At 63.4% G+C, this 16,022-nt stretch carries 10 protein-coding genes; 1 reads left to right on the plus strand and 9 read right to left on the minus strand.

The window, feature by feature from the left end; genetic code table 11:
* Positions 1 to 4: 4 nt before the first annotated feature.
* The 9 genes from PP4_RS25905 to pilM all read right to left on the minus strand — a co-directional run bounded on the left by PP4_RS25905 (position 5) and on the right by pilM (position 13,323).
* Positions 5 to 1,423 carry an FAD-dependent oxidoreductase gene (locus PP4_RS25905; protein ID WP_016502038.1) on the minus strand — a complete coding sequence of 473 codons (1,419 nt, stop codon included), beginning with the start codon at positions 1,421 to 1,423 and terminating at the stop codon, positions 5 to 7.
* 123 nt (positions 1,424 to 1,546) lie between these two features.
* On the minus strand, positions 1,547 to 5,992 hold the full coding sequence (gene gltB, locus PP4_RS25910) for a glutamate synthase large subunit (RefSeq protein WP_016502039.1): 4,446 nt from the start codon (positions 5,990 to 5,992) through the stop codon (positions 1,547 to 1,549).
* 373 nt (positions 5,993 to 6,365) lie between these two features.
* Positions 6,366 to 7,970 (minus strand): SPOR domain-containing protein, encoded by a 1,605-nt coding sequence (locus PP4_RS25915; protein ID WP_016502040.1) that lies wholly within the window; start codon positions 7,968 to 7,970, stop codon positions 6,366 to 6,368.
* Between the two features lie 15 nt (positions 7,971 to 7,985).
* Positions 7,986 to 9,083 carry a 3-dehydroquinate synthase gene (aroB, locus tag PP4_RS25920; protein WP_016502041.1) on the minus strand — a complete coding sequence of 366 codons (1,098 nt, stop codon included), beginning with the start codon at positions 9,081 to 9,083 and terminating at the stop codon, positions 7,986 to 7,988.
* A gap of 97 nt (positions 9,084 to 9,180) precedes the next feature.
* On the minus strand, positions 9,181 to 9,699 hold the full coding sequence (gene aroK / locus PP4_RS25925) for a shikimate kinase AroK (RefSeq protein ID WP_024717571.1): 519 nt from the start codon (positions 9,697 to 9,699) through the stop codon (positions 9,181 to 9,183).
* A gap of 4 nt (positions 9,700 to 9,703) precedes the next feature.
* The gene (locus tag PP4_RS25930; RefSeq protein WP_080642824.1) at positions 9,704 to 10,972 is read right to left on the minus strand and encodes a type IV pilus secretin PilQ; all 1,269 of its coding nucleotides are present in this window, start codon (positions 10,970 to 10,972) and stop codon (positions 9,704 to 9,706) included.
* Positions 10,896 to 11,897, minus strand: a complete 1,002-nt coding sequence (locus tag PP4_RS25935) for a pilus assembly protein PilP (protein WP_041168149.1) — start codon at positions 11,895 to 11,897, stop codon at positions 10,896 to 10,898. Before PP4_RS25935 ends, PP4_RS25930 begins: the two co-directional genes overlap by 77 nt.
* An 11-nt stretch (positions 11,898 to 11,908) precedes the next feature.
* Positions 11,909 to 12,445, minus strand: a complete 537-nt coding sequence (locus PP4_RS25940; protein ID WP_016502045.1) for a PilN domain-containing protein — start codon at positions 12,443 to 12,445, stop codon at positions 11,909 to 11,911.
* The gene (gene pilM, locus PP4_RS25945) at positions 12,442 to 13,323 is read right to left on the minus strand and encodes a type IV pilus biogenesis protein PilM (RefSeq protein WP_016502046.1); all 882 of its coding nucleotides are present in this window, start codon (positions 13,321 to 13,323) and stop codon (positions 12,442 to 12,444) included. The genes PP4_RS25940 and pilM overlap by 4 nt, the downstream gene beginning before the upstream one ends.
* Before the next feature lie 193 nt (positions 13,324 to 13,516).
* Between pilM and PP4_RS25950 the strand changes: the two genes are divergently transcribed.
* Positions 13,517 to 15,967 carry a penicillin-binding protein 1A gene (locus PP4_RS25950; RefSeq protein WP_370453626.1) on the plus strand — a complete coding sequence of 817 codons (2,451 nt, stop codon included), beginning with the start codon at positions 13,517 to 13,519 and terminating at the stop codon, positions 15,965 to 15,967.
* The last annotated feature ends 55 nt before the right edge of the window (positions 15,968 to 16,022 follow it).

Here is a 16,022-nt window from a genome sequence, read left to right on the forward strand (position 1 = left end):
TGGATCAGACTTCCAGATAGTCCAGGATACCTTCCGCAGCCGTACGCCCTTCGAAGATCGCCGTCACCACCAAGTCCGAACCGCGCACCATGTCGCCACCGGCAAACACTTTCGGGTTGCTGGTCTGGTGCTTGAACTTGCCCTTCTCCGGCGCTACCACGCGGCCCTGGCTGTCCAGCTGGATACCGTGCTGCTCGAACCACGGCGCCGGGCTTGGGCGGAAGCCGAAGGCGATCACCACGGCATCGGCCGGCAGGATCTCTTCGGAACCCGGGATCGGCTCAGGGCTGCGGCGGCCACGGGCATCCGGCTCGCCGAGACGGGTCTCCACCACCTTCACACCTTCCACCTTGTCCTCGCCGACGATGGCGATGGGCTGGCGGTTGTAGAGGAACTTCACGCCCTCTTCCTTGGCGTTTTTCACCTCTTTGCGCGAACCCGGCATGTTGGCCTCGTCACGGCGATAGGCGCAGGTGACCGCTTGCGCGCCCTGGCGGATCGACGTGCGGTTGCAGTCCATTGCGGTGTCACCACCGCCCAGCACCACAACCTTCTTGCCCCGCATGTCGACGAAGTCTTCCGGCGACTTCTCGAAGCCCAGGTTGCGGTTGACGTTGGCGATCAGGAAGTCCAGCGCGTCATGCACGCCCGGCAGGTCCTCGCCCGGGAAGCCGCCCTTCATGTAGGTGTAGGTGCCCATGCCCATGAAGACTGCGTCGTACTCGGCGAGCAGCTGCTCCATGGTGATGTCGGTGCCCACCTCGGTGTTCAGGCGGAACTCGATGCCCATGCCGGTGAACACTTCACGGCGGTTGCTGAGCACGGTCTTTTCCAGCTTGAACTCAGGGATGCCAAAGGTCAGCAGGCCGCCGATTTCCGGGTTCTTGTCGAAGACCACCGGGGTTACCCCAGCGCGTACCAACACGTCGGCGCAGCCCAGGCCAGCCGGGCCGGCACCGATGATGGCGACGCGCTTGCCGGTTGGCTTGACCTTGGACATGTCCGGGCGCCAGCCCATGGCGAAGGCGGTGTCGGTGATGTACTTCTCCACCGAACCGATGGTCACCGCGCCGAAGCCGTCGTTCAGGGTGCAGGCACCTTCACACAGACGGTCTTGCGGGCACACGCGGCCACACACTTCCGGCAGGGTGTTGGTCTGGTGCGACAGCTCGGCCGCAGCCAGGATGTTGCCTTCGGACACCAGCTTCAACCAGTTGGGGATGAAGTTGTGCACCGGGCACTTCCATTCGCAATACGGGTTACCACAGCCCAGGCAGCGGTGCGCCTGGTCTACGGACTGCTGCGGCTTGAACGGTTCGTAGATTTCCACGAACTCCTTCTTGCGCTGGCGCAGCAGCTTTTTCTTCGGGTCCTTGCGGCCCACTTCGATGAACTGGAAGTCGTTATTCAGACGTTCAGCCATTTTTCAAAACCTCTTTACAGCAGCTGCAAGCTACACGCTGCAAGCCGCAAGACGATCACTTAAGCCGGGCAAACCTCGTACTGCCTTTACGTGCAGCTTGAGGCTTGCCACTTGCAGCTGTTTTTACTGCGGGTTGGCACGAGTACTGGACAACAGTTGCTTCAGGTTGGCTGCCTTCGGCTTCACCAGCCAGAAGCGCCGCACGTAGTCGTCCAGGTTCTCGGAGAGCTCACGCCCCCACTCGCTGCCGGTTTCTTCCACATACTCGCCAAGGACGCGCGCCAGGTGGCTGCGGTAGGCCTCCATCGCTTCACCACTGATACGCTGGATTTCCACCAGCTCGTGGTTGAGCTTGTCGACGAAGCTATTGTCCATGTCGAGCACGTAGGCGAAGCCGCCAGTCATGCCAGAACCGAAGTTGTAACCGGTCTTGCCCAGGACGCAGACAAAGCCGCCGGTCATGTACTCACAGCAGTGATCGCCAGTGCCCTCGACAACAGCGTGGGCGCCGGAGTTACGCACAGCGAAGCGCTCGCCCGCAGTGCCTGCGGCAAACAGCTTGCCGCCAGTGGCACCGTACAGGCAGGTGTTGCCGACGATGGCGCTGTGCTGGGTTTCGAACGGGCTGCCGGCTGGCGGCACGATGGTGACCTTGCCACCGGTCATGCCTTTGCCGACGTAGTCGTTGGCATCGCCTTGCAGGTGCAGGTTCAGGCCACCGGCGTTCCATACGCCGAAGCTCTGGCCGGCAGTACCCTTGAAGCGGAAGGTGATCGGGTTGGCGGCCATGCCCTGGTTGCCGTACAGCTTGGCGATTTCGCCAGAGATACGGGCACCGATGGAACGGTCGCAGTTGCAGATGTCGAGGTTGAACTCGCCACCGGCCTGATCACGGATCGCCGGCAGGGCCATGTCCACCATCTTCTCGGCCAGCTCGCCTTTGTCGAACGGCGGGTTCTTGTCGACTTCGCAGAACTGCGGCTTGTCCGCAGGAATGTGCGAGCTGCCCAGCAGCGGCGACAGGTCCAGGTACTGCTGGCGCTCGGTATCGCCTGGCAGCATTTCGAGCAGGTCGGTACGGCCGATCAGCTCGCCCAGGCTGCGCACGCCCAGCTTGGCCAGCCACTCACGGGTTTCTTCGGCGACGAAGGTGAAGAAGTTGATCACCATGTCGACGGTGCCGATGTAGTGGTCCTTGCGCAGCTTGTCGTTCTGGGTGGCTACGCCGGTGGCGCAGTTGTTCAGGTGGCAGATGCGCAGGTACTTGCAGCCCAGGGCGATCATTGGCGCGGTACCGAAACCGAAGCTTTCGGCGCCGAGGATGGCTGCCTTGATCACGTCCAGGCCGGTTTTCAGGCCGCCGTCGGTCTGTACCCGTACCTTGCCGCGCAGGTCGTTGCCGCGCAGGGTCTGGTGGGTTTCGGCCAGGCCCAGTTCCCACGGGGCGCCGGCGTACTTGATCGAGGTCAGCGGCGAAGCACCGGTACCACCGTCATAACCGGAGATGGTGATCAGGTCGGCATAGGCCTTGGCAACGCCAGCGGCGATGGTGCCCACGCCGGCCTCTGCCACCAGCTTGACGGACACCAGGGCCTGCGGGTTGACCTGCTTGAGGTCGTAGATCAGCTGGGCCAGGTCTTCGATCGAATAGATGTCGTGGTGCGGCGGTGGCGAGATCAGGGTCACGCCCGGTACCGCATAACGCAGCTTGGCGATCAGGCCGTTGACCTTGCCGCCTGGCAACTGGCCGCCTTCACCCGGCTTGGCGCCCTGGGCAACCTTGATCTGCAGCACTTCGGCGTTCACCAGGTATTCCGGGGTCACACCAAAGCGGCCGGTGGCCACCTGCTTGATCTTGGAGCTCTTGATGGTGCCGTAGCGCGACGGGTCTTCACCGCCTTCACCGGAGTTGGAACGCGCGCCCAGGCGGTTCATCGCCTCGGCCAGCGCTTCGTGAGCCTCTGGCGACAGTGCACCCAGCGAGATACCGGCGGAGTCGAAGCGCTTGAGGATGGCCTCCAGCGGCTCGATCTGCTCCAGCGCCAGTGGCTGGTCGGCCACTTTCACCTTGAGCAGGTCACGGATCATCGACACCGGGCGCTGGTCGACCAGCGTGGTGTATTCCTTGAACTTGGCGTAGTCGCCCTGCTGCACGGCGGCTTGCAGGGTGTTGACCACGTCAGGGTTGTAGGCGTGGTACTCGCCACCGTGGACGAACTTCAGCAGGCCGCCTTGCTGGATCGGCTTGCGCGCGCTCCAGGCTTCGGCCGCCAGCAGCTTCTGGTCGCTTTCCAGGTCTACGAAGCGCGCGCCCTTGATGCGGCTGGACACGCCCTTGAAGCTCAGGCCGACCACTTCCTCGGCCAGGCCGATGGCTTCGAACAGCTGCGCACCGCGGTACGAGGCGATGGTGGAGATACCCATCTTCGACAGGATCTTCAGCAGGCCCTTGGAGATGCCCTTGCGGTAGTACTTGAACACTTCGTCCAGGTCGCCCAGCACTTCGCCGGTACGGATCAGGTCGGCCAGTACTTCATACGCCAGGTACGGGTAAACGGCCGAGGCACCGAAGCCCAGCAGCACGGCAAAGTGGTGCGGGTCGCGGGCGGTGGCGGTTTCCACCAGGATGTTGCTGTCGCAACGCAGGCCCTGTTCGGTCAGGCGGTGGTGTACCGCGCCAACGGCCAGCGATGCGTGCACCGGCAGCTTGCCCGGGGCGATGTAGCGGTCGCTCAGCACCAGCTGGGTCTTGCCAGCGCGCACGGCTTCTTCAGCCTGGTCGGCGATGTTGCGAATGGCCGCTTCCAGGCCGACGCTCTGCTCATAGTTGAGGTCGATCAGCTGACGGTCAAAACCTTCACGCTCCAGGTTCATCAGCGAACGCCACTTGGCGGGCGAGATGACCGGCGAGCTGAGGATGACCCGCGAAGCATGCTCCGGGGACTCCTGGAAGATGTTGCGCTCGGCGCCCAGGCAGATCTCCAGCGACATCACGATGGCTTCGCGCAGCGGGTCGATCGGTGGGTTGGTCACCTGGGCGAACTGCTGGCGGAAGAAGTCGAACGGCGAACGCACACGCTGCGACAGCACGGCCATCGGCGTGTCGTCACCCATCGAGCCAACGGCTTCCTGGCCCTGCTCACCCAGCGGGCGCAGCACCTGGTCACGCTCTTCGAAGGTGACCTGGAACATCTTCATGTATTGCTTGAGCTGGTCAGCGTCGTAGCTGGCCGCGCCCTGGTCGTCGGTCAGCGTCGCCTGAATGCGGGTAGCGTGCTGACGCAGCCAGCGCTTGTACGGGTGGCGCGACTTCAGGCGGTTGTCGATGGCGTCGGTGTCGAGGATCTGCCCGGTTTCAGTGTCCACGGCGAGGATCTGACCCGGGCCGACACGGCCCTTGGCCAGCACTTCCTCAGGCTGGTAACCCCATACGCCGATTTCCGAGGCGATGGTGATGTAGCCATTGGTGGTGGTCACCCAGCGCGCCGGGCGCAGGCCGTTGCGGTCGAGCAGGCACACCGCGTGGCGGCCTTCGGTCATGACGATACCGGCCGGGCCATCCCACGGCTCCATGTGCATGGAGTTGTATTCGTAGAAGGCGCGCAGGTCGGCGTCCATGGTCTCGACGTTCTGCCAGGCTGGCGGTACCAGCATGCGCACGCCGCGGAACAGGTCGATGCCACCGGTCACCATCAGCTCCAGCATGTTGTCCATGCTCGACGAGTCGGAACCGACGCGGTTGACCAGCGGGCCGAGCTCTTCGAGGTCGGGAATCTGGTCATTGGCGAACTTGGTGCGACGGGCCATGGCCCAGTTGCGGTTGCCGGTGATGGTGTTGATCTCGCCGTTGTGGGCGAGGAAGCGGAATGGCTGCGCCAGCGGCCATTTCGGCAGGGTGTTGGTGGAGAAGCGCTGGTGGAACACGCAGATCGCGGTTTGCAGGCGCTCGTCACCCAGGTCTGGATAAAACGCCGCGAGATCGCGCGGCATCATCAGGCCTTTGTAGATGATGGTCTTGTGCGAGAAGCTGCAGATGTAGTGGTCGCTGTCGTGGGCGTTAGCCACCGACGAACGGCGACGGGCACTGAACAGCTTGATAGCAAATTCCTGGTCGCTCAGGCCTTCACCGCCGATGAACACTTGCTCGATCTGCGGGAGGCGCTCCAGGGCCAGGCGGCCGAGTACGCTGGTGTCGATCGGTACCTTGCGCCAGCCGACCAGTTTCAGGCCAGCGGCGAGGATTTCGCGGTCCATGTTGGCGCGGGCAGCTTCGGCTTTGACCGGGTCCTGGTTGAAGAACACCATGCCGACGGCGTACTGCTTGGGCAGTTCGACGGCGAAGTGTTCCTGGGCCACGGCTCGCAGGAATTGATCGGGCTTCTGCATGAGCAGACCGCAACCGTCGCCGGTCTTGCCGTCGGCATTGATACCGCCGCGGTGGGTCATGCAAGTCAGCGCCTGCATGGCGGTTTGCAGAAGGTGGTGGCTCGGTACGCCCGTCATATGGGCGATCAGGCCAAAACCACAGTTGTCCTTGAATTCTTCGGGATGGTACAGACCTGTTTTCATAGACACATTCTCACCAGGTTCACCTCTCAACGGAGGCAAATCTCTTTTTTAACAACCACTTACCATCCACGCCGATCAAACGCCAGCTTTTTTGCGGTGGTCATGGAAAACCATTGTTGCACAGCGACAGCGATGCCCACAAATTTTCATGTCTCACCATTGAAAATTTATGTCGCAGTTTTGAATGTTTTTGCGCCATGCGCCGTGATAACGGCTTGGCTCGAGTCTGAAGCGTTTCAGCCATGACTGCAACTAGGGGCTTGTGGCCGGCAGTCTGGGACAGAAAAGCCTGCCGCGTTGAAACGCAGCAGGCTATTCGAAAGTCAGTAATCGCTCAGCAACTGGGCGGCGGGGTGATGCCGCCCGGAAGGTATCAGCGGGCCGTGGCCAGCTCTTGTTGGACGCTGCCGACGGTACGTGGCCAAGGTTTACCAGCCTGGACCTTCTCTGGCAAGTTCTTGATTGCCGCAACCGCTGCATCGCGGTTGGCGAAGCTGCCGTAGGTGACTACGTACAGCGGCTTGCCCTGCAGGTTTTTCTTGAAGTAGCGATAGTCGCCACCCTGGCTCTTGACGAACGCCTGGGCCGAGGCCTCGGAGCTGGTGCCCAGGATCTGCACCACATAATTGCCCGGTTTCTGCGCGGAGTACCAGCCGCTGTTGCCGCTGCCACTGACGGCAGGTTTTTCGGCAGGCTTGGCGGCCGGCTTGGCAACGGCGACCTGGGTAGGCGCGGGTGCAGGCTTGGCAGGTGCAACCGGCTTCGCAGGCTGGGTTGCAACAGGCTTGGGCGCAGGCGCAACCGGCTGTACCGGCGCAGTAGCCACAGGCTGTGCAGGCACAGGTGCCGGGCCAGCTGGCACGCCTTGCGGCGGCGCAATGGTGGTCACGGTTGGCGGCGGGTTGCCAGGCTGCAGGGCAGTGTCACCCGCCGGGCTGCCTTCTTCACCCTCACCCATGCCCGCGGCCTGGGCCAGCGGTTCGCGCATTACAGGCTGGGACTGACCAACCAGCGGCAACGGCATCGGCTGGGAAGAGCCGGAGAACTCGATATTGGCACCCTGCTTGCCATCGCCAAGCGGCAACTGGGCTTGGGCGGCCGGCGCCTCAGCAGGTGGTTTGTCACCTTTCTTGGGCATCAACACCGCGGCCGCCACAGCGACCACGACCACAGCGGACAGCGCGAGCACATGTTTTTTAGGCATCTTGAACCCCATGGATGGTCGCTTGACCGTCGAACGGCTGGCGATCATGGCTTCGATCAAAGTGTCACGGGCGACCTGGTTGATGTTGCCAGGCCAGCCGTCGGAGTGTTCATGGATATCGACGATCTGTTCACGGCTGAACACCTCGATGCCCCGGCCAGCCCCTTCCAGGCGCTGCTCCAGGTACTCGCGGGTTTCTTCTTCACTGTAGGGGGCAAGTTCGATGATGTGGAAGCGTTCTTCCTCGACATTGAGCTCGTCCAGCCCGGCAATCAGTGAAGGCTCACCGAACAGGAACACGTGCGGGCGCCCTTCCGGTACCCCCGCCGCCAACTCCAGCAACGCTTGGAGTGCCGACTCGTCGAGTTGTTCCGCATCGTCCACCAGCAAATACACTTCCTGCCCGGTCAGTGCCAGCTGCACCACCTTGGACAGGATCGCCTGCACTTCGGGCTGGGCCACACCCAGGTCCTGCGCGACCTGGGCAAGCATGCTGGAAGCATCGCTGGCACTGCGGGCAGACACCACCACACTCTGCACAGCCTGCTTGTTGGTGCTGGCCACCAGGGCCTGGCGCAGCAGCGACTTGCCGCTGCCCAGCGGGCCGCTGACCACCAGCATCAGCTGGCTGTAGCGCGCCAGGTGATGCAGTTGGCCAAGCACGGGCTTGCGCTGGGCCGGGAAGAACTTGAAGCCGGGCACACGGGGCGCGAACGGATCGTGGCTCAACTGGTAATGGTCGAGAAAGGCCTCATCGGCATGCAAACTGGTCATTGCGCTGTCACAACCTCAAAGCTGGGCCACGATCGCGCGGTAATCCGCCGACAGCGTGGCCTGAAGAATCTCTTTCGGATAGTCGTCGGTCACAACGGCTTCGCCCATCTGGCGCAACAGCACCAGACGCAAGCGGCCGTCGATCACTTTCTTGTCGACCGCCATGTGCTCCATGAAATGCGCCGGGGTCATTTCCTGTGGTGGCACCACCGGCAAACCTGCGTCCTGCAACAGGCGGATTCCGCGATCGCGCTCGGCCTGGTCGATCCAGCCAAGGCGCATGGACATTTCCAGGGCCATCACCGTGCCCGCTGCCACGGCTTCGCCGTGCAGCCACACGCCGTAGCCCATGTGGGTCTCGATGGCATGCCCGAAGGTATGCCCCAGGTTCAGGGTGGCCCGTACGCCGGACTCGCGCTCGTCGGCACCGACCACTGCAGCCTTGGCCGCGCAGGAGCGGCGGATGGCTTCAGTCAAGGCAGCGGAATCGAGGGTGCGCAAGGCCTGCATGTTGTCTTCAAGCCAGCCGAGAAACGGCTTGTCGCAAATCAGGCCGTACTTGATCACTTCGGCCAGGCCTGCAGACAGTTCGCGCGCCGGCAGGGTCTTCAGGCTGGTGGTATCGATCAGCACCGCATTGGGCTGATAGAAGGCACCGACCATGTTCTTGCCCAGCGGGTGGTTGATACCGGTCTTGCCGCCCACCGACGAGTCGACCTGGGAAAGCAGGGTGGTCGGTACCTGGATGAAGTCGACACCGCGCTGGTAGCAGGCGGCAGCGAAGCCGGCCATGTCACCGATCACGCCGCCGCCCAGGGCAACCACAGTCGTGCGACGATCATGGCGGGCTGTCAGCAGGCCGTCGAAGATCAGCTGCAGCGTTTCCCAGTTCTTGTGGGCCTCGCCATCGGGCAATACCACCGGCAGCACCGAGTAGGCACCCAGGGTCTTGCTCAGACGTTCGAGATACAGGGGCGCGACGGTCTCGTTGGAAACGATGGCGACCTGCCGGCCGGCAATGTGCGGTGCCAGCAGCTCGGGCTGGTCCAGCAGGCCTTCGCCAATGTAGATCGGGTAGCTGCGCTCGCCCAGGTCGACCTTAAGTGTCTGCATGTATCCCCACAATGTACTTGGGCGCGGCGCCATTCGGGCAACCCACGCGCTATCGTTGAACCTCGCCTCGGCGCTGGTGGCCGAGAATAGTCCCGGGTTAACGGGGCGGCAACTGCTGCAAGCGTTCGAGAATATCGATCACCACCATGCGCGGCGGCCGCTCGTCGGTTTCCACCACCACGTCGGCGATCTCGCGGTAGAGCGGGTCGCGGGCTTCCAGCAGGGCGCGCAGGGTCGCCTCGGGGTTGGCGGTGCGCAGCAGCGGGCGATTGCGATCACGCGCGGTACGGCCCACCTGCTGTTCCACCGAGGCATGCAGGTAGATCACCCGGCCGCCCCGGCGCAATGCCTGGCGGTTGGCTTCGCGCATTACAGCGCCACCGCCGGTGGCCAGGACCACGCCGTCAAGTGCGCACAGTTCGGCGATCATCGCCTGCTCGCGCTCACGGAAACCTGGCTCGCCTTCCTTGTCGAAAATCCACGGGATGTTGGCGCCGCATCGCAGTTCGATTTCCTTGTCGGAATCCTTGAACAGCAGGCGCAGCTCTTTGGCCAATAGGCGTCCGATGGTGCTTTTACCAGCGCCCATGGGCCCCACAAGTATCAAATTTCGCACAGAATCAACGACTCACAGCAATCGCCTGGTCACTCATGATACGCGGAGTCAGGAAGACCAGCAGCTCGGATTTTTTCTCTTGTAATGCATCGCGTCGAAACAGCCGCCCAACATACGGCAGATCGCCTAAAAATGGCACCTTGTCGACCACATTGTTTTGCGAAGTCGAGTACACGCCACCGATCACGATCGTTTCGCCGTCCGCCACCCGAACCTTGGCATTGACCTCGTTCTTGCGGATCGGCGGTACGTTGTTCAAGGCATTGACGTAATCCGGCTCGTCCTTGGTCACCCGGACCGCCATGATCACCTTGTTGTCCGGTGTAATCTGCGGGGTCACCTCCAGCGACAGCGAGGCTTCGCGAAAGGCGACCGAGGTGGCGCCGCTCTTACTGGTTTCCTGGTATGGCACCTCGGTGCCTTTGAGGATCCTGGCCGTTTCCTTGTCGGCCGTGACCACCTTGGGTTGCGAGATGATTTCGCCGTTGCCGCTTTTTTCCATGGCGCTGAGTTCCAGGTCGAGGAGCACGCCGCCGCGCAGCAGGCCCAGGCCGACACTGCTGCCCGCCCGCTCCACGCCGAGGTCGATGAACAGCTCCTTGCCCGGCCGCAGGCTTTCACCGTACAGCGGCCCACCCCAGCGCACCCCCAGGCTTTTCTCGTAGTCGACATTGGCCTCGACGATACGTGCCTCGATCGCCACCTGGCGCACCGGCACATCCAGTTGCGCAACCAGTTGTCGCAACTCGGCCAGTCGGTCGGCGGGCTGGTGCGCCACCAGGGTATTGGTGCGCTCATCGACACCCAGGCTGCCACGAACGGCGAGTGTGCTGTCATCCGCCAGGCTGGTCATCAACAGCTCGACCAGTTCCGCGGCGTTAGCATGGTGGATCGGTATCAATTCACGACGTAACGGCTGCAATTGTGCATCCGGCAACAGGCCGACATGGGCATCAAACGGCTGTGGGGCAAACGCTGCCGCAGGCGCCACCAGCAGCACATTGCCCTCTTGCTGCCGGGCAAGGCCCTTGCTGCGCAGCACCAGGTCAAGGGCCTGGTCCCAGGGCACGTCCTGCAACCTCAAGGTCACGCTGCCCTGCACGTCATCGCTGGCAACCAGGTTGACGCCCGCATAATCGGCCAGTACCTGCAGCACCGAACGCACCTCCACATCCTGAAAGTTCAACGACAGGGGTTCACCCTGGTAAGGCGTCGCCCACACCAGCGGGATCGGCAGCAGGGCTGCCAACATCCATTTCATCACTCTCTTCATTCTGGTTCGGGGCCTCCTTGCCCACGCGGTTTGCAAGGGTGATGAACGCCGTGCGCTCGTGCCACCCCCCTGCCATGAATAGCCGTTCGTGCACTTCGACCTGGCCTTGATCAATCCGCGCCACCACACCGTGGTTACGCCCCAAGCGCTCACCTGCCCGCACGCGATAGAGCCTGCCAGCCGCCATCAACAGAGCCTCATGCGCCGCACCTCGCGACAGGCTGCCGACCATTTCCAGTTGCGCCAGCGGCACGCTGGCCAGCCCTGAGCCAGCCGTTCGCGTCGCCCCTGGCGCGAAGGGGTCGACCGCAGGCACTGGCGTCGCGGCCATGGCCGGCATATGCGCAAGCACGTCAGGTGCCGGTACGGGCGCGGTGGCCTGGAAGGCATCGACCCGCAGTTGCAGACGCAATAGGCCGGGCTGACCCTCGACTGCGGCCAGGTTCATGTCACCGCTGCGCAGCAGGCGTGCCTGGCCCAGCCAGTCGCCCAGCCACTGACGCAAGTCCACGTACCGCCCCACCACCTGTACTTCCAGCGGCACTTTCCAATAGCCTGCCTGTTGCTCGGCTTCTTGTACGTCGAACCGCTCGACCAGTAACCCGTGCGCATGCCCCGAAGCCGCCAGGCGCTCAAGCAGGTCGCTCATGCCCTCCCCTGCGGCCAGGTGCCAGTGGGCCTCCAGCAACCGCCGCTCGGCAAAAACCAGAGACGCCTGCAATCGCTCCAGCTCGACCAACTGCGCCGCACTGGCTGCCTGCTGCTCGTTCAATGTGGCGTTCCTGGCCGCCTCCTGCACCTGCTGCTGTAACCCTGCCGGCAGGCGAAACGCACAACCCAGGCCGAACACCAGCACAGCGACCAGCACTGGCGCGATACGCCTGATGCTTCTGGAGCGCTCGGCTACCGCCAGCCAGGCAAGGATCGGTGCTGCATTCACGACCAGAACGCCGAAACGCGCGCAACGAGCAGAAATTCATCGCCACCCGGCATGCTCCTGACGCGCTTGAGCGCCAGATCGAGCAGAACACCCGACCGATCCAGATCGCGCATGAACTGCGCAACCACGGCGCCGGACGTAGCCAGCCCGGTCATCTGCAGATGGCCGTTTTCCAGGTTGAGGTCGAGTAGCTGGACCCCAACCGGTAGCGCCCTTTCGAGGTCAGCGAATACATCGCCCAGAACACCCTGCTGGGCACGCAAGCCCTCTAGCGCTGCCGACCGTGCGATGAGTGCGTCATGCTGTGCACGCACATCAGCCAGCGGCTGCAGTTGCCCGGCCAGCACCTCAAGGGCGGCATGGTGTTGGGCATTGTCCACCACCTGTTGCTGCCCGCGCTGACGGGCCAACTGGTCGACCAGCGTCACGGCGCACAGCGCCAGCAGTGCGCCGGCAATCAGCTGGCTACGAAAGCGCCGAATCGCCGCCTCGCGCTGCCGTTCACGCCAGGGCATCAGGTTAAGCCGAATCATGGGCGCAACCCTCCAAGTGCCAGGGCGCACGCCAGGAGCATCGTGCCGTCAACGTGTTCCAGCCCCTTCAGGCCAGGTAAATGCCTGCACGGCGTAGTCAGCTGGTGACCAAGGTTTTGCAACCAGGTTGGGTCCACCGATGAGCTGCTGGTAATCCACAGGCCACCAGGCAAATGCTCATCGGCAAGCAGCGCGTGCAGTTGCTCCGACAACTGCCCCATGTTGTTCAGCCCCTGCACTTGAAGCTCACGACGCTGGTAAGGCCGGTCGGGCTGCCAGCCATAAAGCACTGCGCTGTGCGCTTCGACCCGCAGCAGTGCCGAACCTTCGAGGCAGCCCTGAGGCAACATGCGGCACAAGGCAATGTTGTCGACCTCGATAGCCTCCAGTTGCAACCCGGCCTCTTTGACGATGGCATCAAGAGACGCCAACGCACTTTGCCGACACGCGGCCACCATCACCTCGGCGCACCCCGGTTGCGTGGGGGATGCCCCCAGGACTTGAAAGTCCAGGGCCAAGTCCTCCAACGGAAACGGAAACAGCCGCTCGGCGTCGGCCAGCAACTGCGTCTCCAGTTCTGCCCCGGCCTGCTCCATCGGCAAATGACACCGCTTGCAGATCACCTGGCTGGCCGGTAACGCCAACGCTACCCGACGCTGCCTCAGGCCGCTGCGCAGGTAGGCACGGCGCAGGGCTGCCACCACGGTAGCGGGCTCCGCGAGCCAATTCTTGCCTGCCAGTAATTCGAACGGCTCTTGTGCCGATGCAAGCACCCGGCAGCGCCGATTGCGCCGCTGAAGTTGCACAACACGAACAGCCTCAGGGGCAATTTCCACCCCCACGAGTGAACTGGCATCCTTGCCAAAGCGTCCTAACATGCGGCTTCCTTGCTGCCTGCTGCAGCGGTCGGTCGCAACCCCGCGTCAACACTAGGCCCGGCCTGCCCATCGAGGCGACGGGCAGCCTGGCCGGTAACCCGGAGAGGCGAAAAAATGCTTATAATGCCCAGCGCTTTCTGGTCCGCCGGGCCTGCGTGCTACCCACTCTCAACCTGGACACCGAAAAGCCTTGATACGTCTGCTGAAGTTCTTCTGGTGGTCTTCCGTCGCAGTCATTTGCGCGCTCGTACTCGGTGTGAGCGGTGCGTTTCTGTATCTTAGCCCCAGCCTGCCCTCGGTCGAGTCCCTCAGAAGCATCCAGTTGCAGATCCCCCTCAGGGTGTACAGCAGCGACGGCAAACTGATTGCCGAATTCGGCGAAATGCGCCGCTCGCCGATCCGTTTCGCGGAAATTCCGCCACAGTTCATTCAGGCGCTTCTGTCAGCCGAGGACGACAATTTCCTCAATCACTACGGTGTCGACCCCAGCAGCCTGATGCGTGCAGCGACCCAGCTGGTGAAAACCGGGCACATCCAGACCGGCGGCAGCACCATCACCATGCAGGTGGCGAAGAACTTCTTCCTCACCAGCGAACGCAGCTTCTCGCGCAAGACCAACGAGATCTTGCTGGCCCTGCAGATCGAGCGTGAACTGACCAAGGACGAAATCCTTGAGCTGTACGTGAACAAGATCTACCTGGGCAACCGCGCCTACGGCATCGATGCCGCCGCGCAGGTGTACTACGGCAAATCGATCCGCGACGTGAGCCTGGCGCAGATGGCGATGATCGCCGGCCTGCCCAAGGCACCGTCACGCTTCAACCCGCTGGCCAACCCGGTGCGCGCCAAGGAGCGCCGCGACTGGATCCTCGGCCGCATGTACAAGCTGGGCAAGATCGACCAGGCCAGCTACCAGACCGCCCTGGCCGAGCCGCTCAATGCCAGCTACCACGTGCCGACGCCTGAGGTGAATGCGCCTTACATCGCCGAAATGGCCCGCGCCGAAATGGTCGGCCGCTACGGCAGCGACGCCTACACCGAAGGCTTCCGCGTCACCACCACGGTGCCCAGCGACATGCAGGACATGGCCAACAAGGCCATTCTCAAAGGCCTGTCTGATTACGACGAACGCCACGGCTACCGTGGCCCCGAAGCACGCTTCCCGGGCCGCACCCAGGCAGCCTGGCTGCAGGAGCTGGGCAAGCAGCGCATCCTTGGCGGCCTGGAACCGGCCATCATCACCCATGTCGACAAAACCGGCCTCCAGGTACTGACCCGGGACGGCCAGCAAGCCGAAGTTGCCTGGGACACCATGAAATGGGCGCGCCCGTTCATCAACAGTAACGCCCAGGGCCGCTCACCGCAGTCACCGGCAGACGTGGCGCAGGTCGGTGACCTGGTGCGCCTGCAGCGCCTGGAAGATGGCAAGCTCAAGTTCAGCCAGGTGCCTGGCGCGCAAAGCGCCCTGGTCACCCTCGACCCTTACAACGGTGCCATCCGCGCGCTGGTTGGCGGCTTCTCGTTCGAGCAGAGCAACTACAACCGCGCCATGCAGGCCAAGCGCCAGCCTGGTTCGAGCTTCAAGCCGTTCATCTACAGTGCTGCGCTGGACAGCGGCTACACCGCCTCCACCTTGGTCAACGATGCGCCGATCGTGTTCGTCGACGAATCCGTGGACAAAGTGTGGCGTCCGAAGAACGACACCAACACCTTCCTCGGCCCGATCCGCCTGCGCGAAGCGCTGTACAAGTCGCGTAACCTGGTGTCGATCCGCTTGCTGCAGGCCATGGGTGTAGACCGCACCATCGACTACATCGCCAAGTTCGGCTTCAACAAGCAGGACCTGCCGCGCAACCTGTCGCTGGCCCTGGGCACCGCCACCCTGACCCCGATGGAAATCGCCACAGGCTGGAGCACCTTTGCCAACGGCGGCTACAAGGTCACCCCGTACCTGATCGACCGCATCGAAAGCCGCAACGGCGAAACCCTGTTCACCGCCAACCCGCCCCGCGTACCGCAAGGTGCCGAGGACCAGGCTGGCCTGGCGGCACCCGAACAGCCGATCAGCACTGCTGCCATGCCAGGTGAGGCGCCATCCGCCTTCAACCAGGCGGCCGCTGCACCGCAAACGCCGGCTGTGGCTGAACAGATCGTCGACGGGCGCACCACCTACATCCTCACCAGCATGCTGCAGGACGTGATCAAGCGCGGTACCGGCCGCCGGGCGCTGGCCCTGGGCCGCACCGACCTGGCGGGCAAGACCGGTACTACCAACGAGTCCAAGGACGCCTGGTTCTCCGGCTACAACGCCGATTACGTGACCACCGTATGGGTCGGTTTCGACCAGCCGGAAACCCTCGGCCGCCGCGAATACGGTGGCACGGCGGCGCTGCCGATCTGGATGAGCTTCATGGGCGCGGCGCTCAAGGACAAGCCGGCGCATGCGCCAGCAGAGCCGGAAGGCATCCTCAGCCTGCGCGTCGACCCGATCAGCGGCCGCGCTGCCTCCCCGAGCACGCCGAATGCCTTCTTCGAGCTGTTCAAGGCCGAAGATTCGCCACCCTCCGTGGACGAACTGGGCAATGGCGCAGCACCGGGCAGCCCGCTGCCGGCCGATGAAGCGGCGCCGATGGATCTGTTCTGAGGCAGGGTGCCTGACTGGGGTTATGTGGGGCTGCTGACATCGAGCGCCGCCCGCG

The sequence above is a fragment of the Pseudomonas putida NBRC 14164 genome (assembly GCF_000412675.1).
In the GTDB taxonomy this organism is placed as follows: Bacteria; Pseudomonadota; Gammaproteobacteria; order Pseudomonadales; family Pseudomonadaceae; genus Aquipseudomonas; species Aquipseudomonas putida.

What these genes read in the sequence shown, in the direction of transcription:
- PP4_RS25905 (WP_016502038.1), bottom strand. Translation starts at nt 1,423, where the DNA reads ATGGCTGAACGTCTGAATAACGACTTCCAGTTCATCGAAGTGGGCCGC.
- gltB (WP_016502039.1), bottom strand. Translation starts at nt 5,992, where the DNA reads ATGAAAACAGGTCTGTACCATCCCGAAGAATTCAAGGACAACTGTGGT.
- PP4_RS25915 (WP_016502040.1), bottom strand. Translation starts at nt 7,970, where the DNA reads ATGACCAGTTTGCATGCCGATGAGGCCTTTCTCGACCATTACCAGTTG.
- aroB (WP_016502041.1), bottom strand. Translation starts at nt 9,083, where the DNA reads ATGCAGACACTTAAGGTCGACCTGGGCGAGCGCAGCTACCCGATCTAC.
- PP4_RS25930 (WP_080642824.1), bottom strand. Translation starts at nt 10,972, where the DNA reads ATGAAGAGAGTGATGAAATGGATGTTGGCAGCCCTGCTGCCGATCCCG.
- PP4_RS25940 (WP_016502045.1), bottom strand. Translation starts at nt 12,445, where the DNA reads ATGATTCGGCTTAACCTGATGCCCTGGCGTGAACGGCAGCGCGAGGCG.
- pilM (WP_016502046.1), bottom strand. Translation starts at nt 13,323, where the DNA reads ATGTTAGGACGCTTTGGCAAGGATGCCAGTTCACTCGTGGGGGTGGAA.